This is a genomic window from Sinorhizobium fredii NGR234 (genome assembly GCF_000018545.1).
Lineage (GTDB): Bacteria > Pseudomonadota > Alphaproteobacteria > Rhizobiales > Rhizobiaceae > Sinorhizobium > Sinorhizobium fredii_A.
On the sequence record NC_012586.1, the window covers coordinates 761,650 to 773,674 of the forward strand.

Genomic DNA, 12,025 nt, shown 5'->3' on the forward strand with positions numbered 1-12,025 from the left:
GCTAGACTCTCGCGCAATAGGTGCCACATTATGAAGCATGATCGGCGGGAACGACAGCGTGGGGAATGCGGGTGACGCAAGGCAGCGCTTCGCTTTGGCCGGACTTGCTGAAGCGATCGTCGAAACGCTCGATCAGCCGCTGCTGATCCTCACGTCCAATCTCACCGTCGCGGACGTCAACTCCGCATATTGCCAAACTTTCGGTGTTACAGCCGAGGAGACCCGCGGCCAGCCGATATACCGGCTGGGCAATAGCCAATGGGACATTCCCGAGCTGCGCCGGCTTCTGGAACAGGTTCTGCCCGAGCGCACGATGGTGAAAGGCTACCGGATCGAGCACAAGTTTCCCAATATCGGAAGGCGAGTCATGATCCTGAACGCCCGAAGACTAACCGACGATGACGGGCGTCCGGAACTGATCCTGCTCACAGTCTCTGATCGAACGGAAGCCGAGCAGGCCCGGTTCGAACTCGAGGGACATCGGGAGTTTCTGGAAAAGCTGATCGATAGCGTTCGCGAAGGGCTTCTGGTGCTTGGCTGGGATCTGAAGGTCGTCAGGGCGAACCAGACCTTCTATGACCTGTTTCAGGTTTCCCCGGCCCACACCGAAGGCCGGCTGGTGTACGAGCTTGGGAACCGGCAATGGGACATTCCGAAACTGAGGGAGCTCCTGGAGGACGTTCTTCCCGACAACAATGCCTTTGATGATGTCGAGGTAGAGCACGACTTCGAAACGATCGGACGGCGCATCATGCTCCTCAATGGCCGTCGTCTCGATCATCTCGACCTGATCCTGCTGGCGATACGGGACGTCACCGAACAGCGCCGAATGGAGGCGCAGCAACAGACGTTGATGGGCGAGCTTCATCACCGGGTGAAGAACGCCCTATCGAGCGTGAACGCGCTGGCGAATCGCAGTTTGGACGAAAGTCAATCTCTTGATGAGTTTCGCGACAGGTTTGCAATTCGCCTGGGCTCCCTCTCGAGGACTCAGGATCTGCTGATGCGCGCACCTGAGCACGATGTCCTCATGGCTGAGGTTCTGCGCTTGGAGTTGGGGGCCCAGGGCGGCCATGAGGGAGAAAACTTCCACCTTGCGGGCCCGGACGTCGCCATGTCGCGCGAGGCCACGCAAGCATTTGCCATGGCAATCCATGAACTGACCACCAACGCCGTAAAGCATGGTGCCTGGGCCTCGCCCGAAGGGCGGGTGAACGTCACCTGGACAGCCCGCGCAGGTGAGGGCGACGTAACGCATGTCTCTTTCCGCTGGCGAGAGAGTTGCGTCGACATTGATACCGCCCCCGCTCGCGAGGGTTACGGCTCGCGTGTTCTGGAGGGAGTGTTCAGCCATTCCCTGGATGGCGCGGCGGAGTTGACGCTCCACCCCGACGGCGCCGAGTTTGCCGCGGAGTTCAAGCTGCGCGCTTAGTTTGGCCTGCTACGGGCTTCCCGACACGATGAACGGCGGCTGTTCGGACATAAAACCTGACTTCGACCCCTGCATCGGGCAGCACCGGAAATACCCATCGGCATTGACGGGCGATAACTATCAGGGTCGTCTCTGGCGGTGCGGCAAGCGGCACTTCAACGCCACGGTTGTTCTTTGGAAGTTCGCCCTACTCCTCCTCCTCGTCGTTTTCCTTCGTAGCCCGGTGCCAATGGCCCTCGTGATTTCCATAAGCCCGGCCTTCGCGCGCTCCCAAACCTCATGCTCATCAAGGGCGAAAGCCGCGCCAGCGCGCTGGCCATCTGCCTCGCGGCCGCGCCGGACTATCACCTGAAAGAAGCGGAAGCCGCCGCACTGATCACTGATCGAGCAGCAGGTCACGACCATCGCCGAACATCCGAAAGCGATCTGCGAGGAAGCCGAACTGAGCCCGGTCGATCGGAGGTTGTTCGCCGGGCGTCAGTTTCTCAATAGCTGTGCTCTTGAGAGGCTGGATGGTACAAGCCGCTGCAAGACGCGTTTCGTGCCGCACCGGGATGCGCTCAAGCGCAAACGCTTAAAAATGCCAGGGCCTACCCAGTTAAGGAACCAGATTGCGGGACCGCGGGCCGAGCGTTCGCAATGCGGAGGAAATGCGTGAACTTGGTGAAATTGGGCTGTGTCAAGCGCTGATGCTGTATAAGCTGCGGCAAATCACCGAGGCGAGGAAACAATGACGGAGCCACTGGACCAATTCGACCGGAAGATCCTCGAGATCGTGCAGCGCGACTGTCAGCTCAAGGCGGAGGCGATCGGCGATATCATCGGCCTTTCGGCGTCCGCCGTTCAGCGCCGCCTCAAGCGGATGCGCGAGGACGGGATCATTTCCGCCGAGATAGCCCTCGTCGACCGCAAGGTCGCCGGAAATCCGATGACCTTCATCGCCGGCATGGAGATCGAGCGTGAAAACTACGATGCTCTGGCGAGATTCCGCAGCTGGGTCGACAAGCAGGATCACATCCAGCAGGTCTATTACGTGACCGGCTCGGTGGATCTCGTGGCCATCATCACCGCCCAGGATGTCACCCAGTACGACGAGATCACCGCGCAGATCATGTCGCAAAATCCGCAGATCAAGCGCATCCACACGAATGTCGTGTTGAAAGATGTCAAGCTCGGAATGTTCGTCCCCGTGGCCTCCGATTAGCGTCGCATCCGATCGAATTGGAACGGTGAATAGGTGTGCCCCCCTCTGCCCTGCCGGGCATTTCCCCTACAAGGGTGGAGATCGGCAAGGGGCAATGTCCCGCTCATCAAATACCCAAACTCATGGCGTGTGCAGGGGCCTTGATTTCGGCATTCGCAGGCTGGCGTGGGGCAGAGCGGCGCCTCCCAGCCGATCTCCCTCCTTGGGGACTCCTTGGGGGGGATGCCCGGCAGGGCAGGGTGTACCCTCGATCTCAGCAATGATTCAAGCGGAAAGCCGCCAAGATGATCTACTTTACGAGTGACACCCATTTTGGCGAGGCGCGGGTCCTCAACATCGATCGTCGACCCTTCTCAACTCTGGCCGAGCATGACGCGGCCCTGATCGCCAACTGGAACGAGACGGTCTCGCCGGACGACGAGATCTGGCACCTCGGCGATTTCGCATCGAAGAAGAAGGGCCTTGCAGACGACCTGCTTTCCCGGCTGAACGGCAGGAAGCATCTGGTTGTCGGCAACAACGATCCGGTCGGAACGATCGAAGCGAGCGGCTGGCGGAGCGTGCAGCACTATGCGGAACTCACCGTCGAGGGGCATTTGCTCGTCCTCTGCCACTATCCGTTTCGAACCTGGAACCAGATGGGAAAGCGGTCGATCGATCTGCATGGCCACTCGCACGGTCGATTGAAGCCGATGCCGCGGCAGTTCGACGTTGGTGTCGATGCCAGAGGGCTGCGGCCGGTCAGCCTCGCTGATCTTCTGCCGCGGCCGCGTTAAAGGCATGGCGCCCGGCCCAATGCTCGGCGCGCTTCAGGCGAGCGCACCGTCCGCAACATCGCGCGGCGAGGGCGATCGTCCCGCGTCAATCAGTCTCTTGGCCGTCATGTAGGCGCGCGCATCGTTGATCGCGTCGACGGCGAGCAGTTTCTCGCCGGCAAAGTACCAATAGGAGCACGAGCCCGGCCTGGCGCCCTTTCTTTCGACGGTCCGGTCGTAGCCGCTGTTGAGGCCGGCGATCTGCAGCTTGACGTCGAACTGATCCGACCAGAACCATGGCCTCGGGCGATAATCGCGGTTCGCCCCGAGGATGTTGGCGGCGACCGTCTCCGCCTGATCGATCGCATGCGGCACGCTTTCGATGCGCAGCCGGCGGCCACTCCATAGGAGGGAAGCGCAGTCGCCCGCCGCCCAGATCCCGGTTCCGGACGTCCGTCCCTGAAGATCGACGCAGATGCCGTTCTCCACCGCCAGTCCGGCAGCTTCGGCAAGTGTCACGCTCGGGCGGACGCCGATGCCGACGATGACGAAATCCACGTCGACGCAGGAACCATCCGAAAGCCGCGCCCTCAGGACGCGATCTTCGCCCTCCAGAGAGACAAGTCCGACGCCTTCGAGGAGCCTGACGCCGCGCTCGGCATGGAGCGATCGGAAATAGGCGGAGGTCTCGGCGGCGGCGACGCGGCCGAGGATGCGCTCCTGAAGCTCGACCAGCGTGACGTCGACACCCGTCTGGTTGAGTGCCGCGGCAACCTCCAGCCCGATGTAACCGCCGCCGACGATCAAGGCGCGCTTTCCGGGGCCGACATGTGGGGCGATCTCTTCGACGTCGCCGATCGTGCGCAGCGTGAAGATATTGGCGAGCGCTCCGCCGACCTCGACCGGCAGAGAGATCGGTGTTGCGCCCGTCGCAAGCACCAGATCGTCATAGGCGAGGCTCTCCGAACCGAATTCGATGCGATTTTCGGCCGGCACGATCCGCGTGACCGTCGTTGCAAGTCTGAGATCGATGCCACGTTCGGCGTAGAAGGACGGGCCGCGAAGCGCGAGCCTGTCGGCGGCGAGCTTGCCGGTGAGATAGGCCTTGGAAAGGGGCGGGCGCTGATAGGGCGGATGGGGCTCGTCGCCGATCAGCGTGACGCGGCCGTCAAAGTCGAGTTCCCTGAGCTTTGCCGCAAGACTGCTGCCGGCCTGGCCCGCCCCGATGATCGCCACGTGGCGCATATTGCCCTCCCTTGCTTCCGCCAGCAGGTCCTACTGCATGGCAGGAATGCGCACGGTCATCCCGTCGAGCGTGTCGACGACGCGGACCTGACAGCTGAGCCGGCTCTCCGGACGGCGCGGCGCCGCGGTGAAATCGAGCATGTCGCTCTCGTGCTCGCCGACCGGGCCGATAGCCTCGGTAAAGGCCGGGTCGAAATAGCAGTGACAGGTGGCGCAAGCGGCCGATCCGTTGCACTCGGCGACGACGCCCGGGATGCTTTTCTCCAGCGCGATCTCCATGACCGATCTGCCGATCTCGGCGGTCACCGCGTGTTGCTTGCCCTCGGCGGTAATGAAGGTGATGGTCGGCATTGAACGTTCCTCCTGGTCAGGCGGGTAGGTTGAACATGGGGGCGGGCGTCATATGTCCCAGGCGACGGGCAGGGAAACAGGCCCGCGGAACACCCATCCGTGGATCCGTGCCGGCGCGTCGGGTCTGAGCCGCAGGTTCTTCAGGCGCGAGAACAGCATCGGCACGACGATCCGGCCTACCATCTGGCGAGCAACCCAGGCGCCGGCGCAGAAATGCGGCCCGGCGCCGAAGGCGAGATGCGGCTGCTTGGGGCGGAAGAGGTCGAAGCTATCAGGGTTGTCGAAACGGCGGTCGTCGCGATTGGCCGCGCCGACACAAAGGCCGATCTGGTCGCCGGCGCGCAGTTCTACGCCTGAGAGCTCGACATCGCGCGTCACGCGGCGCGGATACATGCCGATCGGCGAGATCCAACGTATCGCTTCCTCGAAAGCCAGCGGCCCGAGATCGGGATTGGCCATGACCTCGGCCCGTTGCGCCGGATTGGACAGAAGCCCGAGCGTCAGGGAGAGAATGGAGTCGCGCGGCTCGTTGAGACCGCCGCCGATGATTACCTTGATGTTCGCCCGGATCTGCTCGATGTTCATCGGGTTTTCGGCATTGACCATCGAGGACAGCACTGCCGGGTTGGGGTTCTCGCGATGCCAGGCGATGACCGCGTCGATCGCCGCATCGACGCCCGCGGCGGCTTCGGTCGCCCGGGCGGAAATCTCCGGATCGCCGGAATAGTTGCCGGCGCCATCCATCAGCGCCTGAGACCAGCACGCCAGCGTCTGCCAGGAAACATCCTTCAATCCGAGAAGCTCGATGAGGGCAAGCGATGCCATCGGCGCCGCCAGGGTATCGAACAGGTCCGCCGCGCCCTGGCTTTCGATATCCGCGATAAGCCGATCGCTGGTCGCCTCGAATTGCGCCGCCCAGTGGTTCTTGATCGTGCCCGGCCGGAAGCTGATCTCGACGGCACGGCGTTCCATGGCATGCGCTTCGCCGTCCTTGCGCATCATGGTGTGACCCATGACCTTGTTGACGAGCGAACCGGGATTGCTCGAGGCGAAGGTCTCGGAGTCGCGCTCGATCGCCATGATGTCGTCGAAGCGCGTCACCAAAGCGAGCCGGGCGGAATCCACATAGACGGCCGGAGCCATCTCGCGCAGGCGCTTGTAGATGGGATAGGGATCCGCAAGCAGATCCGAAACAGCGATGTCCGACACCACGGGAACGGCGTGCGCCATCTTGTCCCTCCCTGACAATCCGTTGCACTGAATGCCAGGACGTTACCGCAAACCGAGATCATCATTCAATTCGATGAGTTCTATTGATGATATGCAATAATTGCATAGCCTCTGGCTGGGACGTATTCTGGGTCAGACGATACGGGGGAGGGACGAATGGGCCAGAAGCAGCAGCTCGACGGGATCGATCTCGGCAGCCTCAAGGTGCTCGTGCTGGTTTGCGATCTCGGCTCGTTTTCTGCGGCTGCGAACCGCCTCGACGTCAATCAGTCGACGGTGAGCTACACGGTGGAGCGGCTGAGGGCGGTATTCCGCGACCCTTTGTTCCTCAGGCAGGGCAACCGCATGCTGCCGACGCAAAAGTGCTCGGAACTGACCGAGGCAGCCCGCCGCATGCTCGATCAACTTGCCGCCTTCACGGCCGAACAGGCTTTCGATCCGAGCTCGGCGACGGGGTCGGTCACGGTCGCCTGCAATTTCCACGAACGGCAGATCGTCCTGCCGGAATTCTGCGCCCGCCTCAGGCGGGCGGCGCCGAATGTTCGGCTCGTCGTGCTCGAGTCCGCCGTGCACGGCAAGCGGCAGTTGAAGCAGAACGAATGCGACATCGTGCTCGGCCCGATCGAGATATTCGGCGAGGCCTATTTCCGCACGCATCTCTTTACCGACCGCTATGTCTGCGTGATGGATCCCGGCAACGTGCTGGTACAGGCGCCGCTCAGCCTCCAGGCCTACCGATCAGCGCAGCACATCCAGGTGAATCACAATGGCGAATGGCAGGGCCTCTATATCGCGGCGCTGGAGGCAAAGGGCGTCCCCTTCGAGCCGGCCGTCGTTCTTCCGAGCCATGACAATCTCGATCGCATCATAGCCGGAAGCGATCTGGTCGCGACCATTCCCGGCCGGCTTGCGCACGGCTTGAAAGAGAAGCTGAGCGTGGTGGAATTTCCGCTCGACGTGCCGATCCATATCGACATGTACTGGACGGCGCGGACCGCCCAGTCCGGCCTGCATCGCTGGGCGAGACAATTGCTCGCCGAGGTCGCCCGGTCGAGGCCGGACGGAGATGGTCCGTCTTAGCAACAGCGCGCGTCTCGCTGTGCCGAGAAACGAGACTATTCGGCGGCCACGTCCGCGCCGCTACTCGGAAGGCCGCCGCTGAACAGGTGGCCGGCATGCTCAACCACGTTCTCGGTGGTTTCGCGGATATGGCGCTCGATCAGATCGCTGGCCCGTTTCGGATCGCGCGCCAGAACAGCTTCCATGATGGTGCGATGCTCGACGTCCTTCTCGCGCCATTTCGGCCGAAACTGCGAGGACATGCGCCGGTAACGGTGGGCGCGCTCGAAGAGTTTCTGGCGGATTTCCAAAAGGGTGGGCGAACCGCAAGCCGAAACGAGCGCATAGTGGAATTCGCCATGGACCTTGGACCAGTCCTCCGACAGGTAATATTCGTGGCCGAGACGGCCCTGCAGCCTGTCCATGCGGTGATAGGTACCGATGATCTCGGCCTCCCAGCGATCGTCGCCCTTATCGATGGCGAGGCGAAGCGCCTCGCGCTCGACCAGCACCCGCACGTCGGTCAGATCAACCAGGTCAGCCAGTGAGAGCGGCGCGACGATGAAGCCGCGCTGGCCTTCCGCAACGACCAGACCTTCCGCGACCAGACGGGACAGCGCTTCCCGCAAGGTCGAAAAACTGACCGCATACATGTCCTTCAACGATTCGAAGCGCAGCTTCGCCCCGGGTTTCAGAACGCAGGAGATGATGTCGAGGCGCATGCGCTGCAGCACGTCGCCGGCGCGGGTTTCTCCCGATGATTTCCGGCCGTTCATGTCTCTCGGGATCCTCTTCGAAGGTGCTGCGGGCGGTAGAGTCACAGGTGCATCGCATAAAATAACGATAATTTCGAAAAGATCAAATTGACCGAGCCCGACAGGCAGGCGCGGATCCACCCAGCAGTAGAACAGAGCGGTCCGCTAAAGGGAAACCGCTTTGTGAAGACCGTGCAGCGGAAAGCAATAATTTCGAAATCATCCTCAACTTCATGGTGCGGTTGTCATCTAGACGCGGTCATAGTTCCCTGCACGGGAAGGAGGGTCGTGGTCTGCCTTCGTCAGAAGCGGGATCCTTCGATGTCGGCAAGGCTTGCCGGAACCGGCACGACTGTCCGTCCATTATCGTTGGCGATGGAGGAACTGCAAGTGCCAAAGTACATTACCATCGGCTACGGCGACCAAGCTGGATATGATCGGACGCCGCAGGACACCAGGGAGGCAGCCCATCATCACGATGCGTCACTCAAGCAGCGTGGTGTGACGATGGGAATTGCCGGGACACCCGTTCAAGTGCGAAATCCGAACGGTGCAGGGGTCCTGACCCAAACCGGCCCCTACCTGTCTTCGGACCTGCCTATCGCCGGCTTTTCGATCATGGAAGCGAAGGACCTCAACGAAGCAATCGAACTTGCATCGAAATCGCCATGTGCCGTCACACATGGCGTGGTTGAGATTTGGCCACTCAAGGAACAGTAAAGGGCTGTCATGGATGGTCGCGGCTCTTCGGCCGTTACGCGGTGAAGACGTCCAAATGGGGGCGCTTGAAGAAATCGGGGAGGGCGGGGTCTCATTGTAAGGCGCATTCGAGAGGGGCTTTCATGCCGTCTCACTATTGCATTTTATAATTATTTAATGCAGATTGCTTGGCAACGGCTAAGGAGGCTCGCCGTTCGTTTTCCGTTTTGGGAGGAGCAATCGCATGCGACAATTTCTGAAAACCGCCATCTGCCTGGCTGCATTGGCGGGAACGGCCCTTTATCCCGGCGTCGCGCCCGCCAGTGATCTCGAATTGACCATCACGGCGCCGGCCGGCGCCGGCGGCGGCTGGGATTCGGCCGCGCGCTCGCTGCAGGAGGCAATGATGGCGACGGGCCAGGCGAAAAGCGTCCAGGTCGTCAACGTGCCTGGCGCCGGTGGCACGGTCGGCCTCGCCCAGTTCGTCGGCAGTGCAAAGGGGGCGGCCGATCAGCTACTTGTCGCCGGCATCACCCTCGTCGGTGCGAGCATTTCGAACAATTCGCCGGTCGACCTCACCCAGGTGACGCCGTTGGCGCGTCTGACGGGCGATCCTCTCGTCGTCGTGGTCCCGAAGGACTCGCCGATCAAGACGATCGACGACCTGCTCGCGACGATCAAGAAGGATGTCGCGACCACCATCTGGGTGGGTGGATCGGCCGGCGGGGCCGACCATATCCTGGCGGCGCTGATCACCAAGTCTGCCGGTGCCGATCCGAGCAAGATCAACTATGTCGCCTATTCCGGCGGCGGCGAGGCGCTCGCCGCCATGCTCGGCGGCCAGGCGACGGCCGGCGTCTCCGGCTACGGCGAATGGGAAGGGCAGATCAAGTCGGGCGATCTGCGGGCACTTGCGATTTCCTATCCGGAGCCGATTGCAGGCATCGAGGCAAAGCCGCTGAAGGCCCAGGGTCTCGACATCGAGCTCGTCAACTGGCGCGGCATCTTCGCTGCTCCCGGCGTCGAAGGCGAGGACCTCGAGGCGCTCAAAGCCGCCGTCGACAATACGGTCAAGTCGCAACAGTGGCAGGACATCGTCAAGGCGCGCGGCTGGACCGATTATTATGCCCCGTCCGACGAGTTCAAGGGCTTCATCGCCTCCGAAACCGACCGCGTCCGCACCATCCTGACGTCGATCGGCCTTGCACAGTGACGACTGCTAGAGGGGAGGCAATAGCCTCCCCCGACTGCCCGATGAGGATTTCATGACCGAGAGAAGCTTGAAGCTGGCAAACCGGCCGGCGGCGGCCGTTGCCATGGTGCTGTTTACAGTGGCAGCGGTGACCTATTGGGATGCGAGCCAGATGACCGCCCGCGCCACCTACGGCATGGGCGCCAGTGCCGCCTCCAATTTCATCTGTCTCTTCCTGGCCGTGCTGGGCGTCGGGCATCTGCTTACCGCCTTCCAAACGCCGGCCATTGAGGCTGAAGACTCCGACTGGAAAGCGATCGGCTGGATTGCGATCGCCCTGTCGGGGCTGATCGGCTCGATCTTTCTGGGAGCCGGCTTCATCCTCGGCTCGACCTTGCTGTTCGCGTTCACCGCGCGTGCCTTTGGCCGCAAGGCGCTGTTCGTCGATCTCGCCATCGGCGCCGTCATGGGCCTCATCATTTTTCTGCTGTTCAACAAGCTCCTGAGCCTCGCCTTGCCGCAAGGTCCATTCGAGCGGCTGTTCTAGGGGCGCGGCAATGGACGCAATCAATCTGCTTCTCGAAGGTTTCGCGCTGGCGATCCAGCCGGCCAACCTCATCTTCGCGGCCATCGGCGTATTCATCGGAACGGCCGTCGGCGTGCTGCCGGGCATCGGCCCGGCGCTGACCGTCGCGCTTCTGCTGCCGGTGACGTTCAAGCTCGATCCGGGCGGCTCGATCATCATGTTCGCCGGCATCTATTATGGCGGCATGTATGGCGGCTCCACCACGGCGATCCTGCTGAACACGCCGGGCGAAAGTGCTGCCGTCGTCACCGCGCTCGAAGGCAACAAGATGGCTCGCTCCGGGCGCGGCGGTCCGGCGCTGGCGACGGCCGCGATCGGTTCGTTCGTCGCCGCCTTGGTCGCCACCTTTGCCTTGGCCTTCCTGGCGCCGCCGCTCGTCAAGGTCGCGGTCAAATTCGCGCCGTGGGACTATTTCGGCCTGATGCTGATCGCCTTCGTCACTGTCTCGGCGACCTTCGGTTCGTCGCCGCTGCGCGGTCTTACGAGCCTTGCCTTCGGCCTGTGGCTCGGCCTGATGGGGCTCGACCAGCTGACCGGGCAGGCGCGCCTGACCTTCGGCCTGCCGCAACTGCTCGATGGCGTCGAGGTGACGACGCTCGCGGTCGGCCTGTTCGCAATCGGCGAAGCGCTGCATGTCGCCTCGCGGCACCTCTACAAGCCGGAAAAGCCCATACCCGTCAAAGGCTCGATCTGGATGACCCGGGAAGACTGGGGGCGTTCCTGGAAGGCCTGGCTGCGCGGCACGGCGGTCGGCTTCCCGATCGGCGCATTGCCGGCCGGTGGCACGGAAATTCCGACCTTCCTCAGCTACACGATGGAGAAAAGGCTGAGCCGCAAACCGCAGGAGTTCGGCTCCGGCGCGATCGAGGGCGTCGCCGGCCCGGAGGCGGCCAACAACGCCTCGGCGGCCGGAACGCTGGTTCCGCTCCTGACCCTCGGCCTGCCGACCTCGGCGACCGCCGCCGTCATGCTCGCCGGCTTCCAGCAGTACAACATCCAGCCGGGTCCGCTGCTCTTCACCCAGCACGCCGATCTCGTCTGGGGGCTTGTGGCCAGCCTGTTCATTGCCAATGTGATGCTGCTCGTGCTCAACCTGCCGCTTGTCGGCCTGTGGATAAAGCTCTTGCGCATCCCGCTGCCCTGGCTCTATGGCGGCATCCTGGTCTTCGCCTCGATGGGAACGATCGCCGCCAATCCTTCCGTCGTCGAACTGCTGCTGCTCAGCGCATTCGGCGTGGTCGGCTTCCTGATGCGGCGCTACGATTACCCGGTGGCGCCGGCGGTGGTCGGACTGATCCTTGGCCCCTTGGCCGACAACGCTCTCAGGCGTTCGCTGCAGATGAGCCTCGGCGACCCGATGATCTTCCTGCAGCATCCGAGCTCGGCGATCATGATCGCGATTGCGACCATGGCGCTGATCGCACCCTTCGTGTTCAAGGGACTGTCGCGCTTCCAGCAGGACGAGGATTGAGGCTTTGGATGAGAAAAACGCCTTTTGCAATCGCGATGCCGGATGC

The 12,025-nt window shown here is 62.5% G+C and carries 12 protein-coding genes; 8 read left to right on the forward strand and 4 right to left on the reverse strand.

Features of this window, described 5'->3' with window-relative positions; translation table 11 throughout:
* Positions 1-37 precede the first annotated feature (37 nt).
* From NGR_RS03680 to NGR_RS03690, 3 genes are all read left to right on the forward strand, one after another.
* Entirely contained in the window at positions 38-1,432 is a 1,395-nt protein-coding gene (locus NGR_RS03680) for a sensor histidine kinase (protein WP_164923856.1), read from the forward strand.
* Between the two features lie 730 nt (positions 1,433-2,162).
* Positions 2,163-2,636 (forward strand): Lrp/AsnC family transcriptional regulator, encoded by a 474-nt coding sequence (locus NGR_RS03685; protein WP_015886883.1) that lies wholly within the window; start codon positions 2,163-2,165, stop codon positions 2,634-2,636.
* Positions 2,637-2,920: 284 nt separating this feature from the next.
* On the forward strand, positions 2,921-3,412 hold the full coding sequence (locus NGR_RS03690; RefSeq protein WP_015886884.1) for a metallophosphoesterase family protein: 492 nt from the start codon (positions 2,921-2,923) through the stop codon (positions 3,410-3,412).
* A 33-nt stretch (positions 3,413-3,445) separates the two neighbouring features.
* Here NGR_RS03690 and NGR_RS03695 read toward each other — a convergent pair whose 3' ends face one another.
* Genes NGR_RS03695 through NGR_RS03705 form a run of 3 tightly spaced genes read right to left on the reverse strand, consistent with a single transcriptional unit; the run spans position 3,446 to position 6,217 of the window.
* Complete coding sequence (locus NGR_RS03695; RefSeq protein ID WP_015886885.1) at positions 3,446-4,636, reverse strand: NAD(P)/FAD-dependent oxidoreductase; 1,191 nt, start codon at positions 4,634-4,636, stop codon at positions 3,446-3,448.
* A 30-nt stretch (positions 4,637-4,666) separates the two neighbouring features.
* Entirely contained in the window at positions 4,667-4,987 is a 321-nt protein-coding gene (locus NGR_RS03700) for a 2Fe-2S iron-sulfur cluster-binding protein (RefSeq protein WP_015886886.1), read from the reverse strand.
* 48 nt (positions 4,988-5,035) lie between these two features.
* Positions 5,036-6,217 (reverse strand): cytochrome P450, encoded by a 1,182-nt coding sequence (locus tag NGR_RS03705; RefSeq protein WP_015886887.1) that lies wholly within the window; start codon positions 6,215-6,217, stop codon positions 5,036-5,038.
* 156 nt (positions 6,218-6,373) lie between these two features.
* Between NGR_RS03705 and NGR_RS03710 the strand changes: the two genes are divergently transcribed.
* Positions 6,374-7,297 (forward strand): LysR family transcriptional regulator, encoded by a 924-nt coding sequence (locus tag NGR_RS03710; protein ID WP_015886888.1) that lies wholly within the window; start codon positions 6,374-6,376, stop codon positions 7,295-7,297.
* Positions 7,298-7,332: 35 nt separating this feature from the next.
* On the opposite strand, the gene NGR_RS03715 is transcribed toward NGR_RS03710, so the two are convergent.
* Entirely contained in the window at positions 7,333-8,052 is a 720-nt protein-coding gene (locus tag NGR_RS03715; protein ID WP_015886889.1) for a GntR family transcriptional regulator, read from the reverse strand.
* 369 nt (positions 8,053-8,421) lie between these two features.
* On the opposite strand from NGR_RS03715, the gene NGR_RS03720 reads away from it, so the two are divergent.
* The 4 genes from NGR_RS03720 to NGR_RS03735 all read left to right on the forward strand — a co-directional run bounded on the left by NGR_RS03720 (position 8,422) and on the right by NGR_RS03735 (position 11,979).
* Positions 8,422-8,751 (forward strand): YciI family protein, encoded by a 330-nt coding sequence (locus tag NGR_RS03720; protein ID WP_164924060.1) that lies wholly within the window; start codon positions 8,422-8,424, stop codon positions 8,749-8,751.
* A gap of 223 nt (positions 8,752-8,974) precedes the next feature.
* Positions 8,975-9,943 (forward strand): Bug family tripartite tricarboxylate transporter substrate binding protein, encoded by a 969-nt coding sequence (locus NGR_RS03725; RefSeq protein ID WP_015886891.1) that lies wholly within the window; start codon positions 8,975-8,977, stop codon positions 9,941-9,943.
* A 52-nt stretch (positions 9,944-9,995) separates the two neighbouring features.
* Positions 9,996-10,469: a tripartite tricarboxylate transporter TctB family protein gene (locus NGR_RS03730; protein WP_015886892.1), complete on the forward strand. Its 474-nt coding sequence runs from the start codon at positions 9,996-9,998 to the stop codon at positions 10,467-10,469.
* A gap of 10 nt (positions 10,470-10,479) precedes the next feature.
* A complete protein-coding gene (locus NGR_RS03735) occupies positions 10,480-11,979 on the forward strand; it encodes a tripartite tricarboxylate transporter permease (RefSeq protein ID WP_015886893.1) in 1,500 nt (499 codons plus the stop codon).
* The last annotated feature ends 46 nt before the right edge of the window (positions 11,980-12,025 follow it).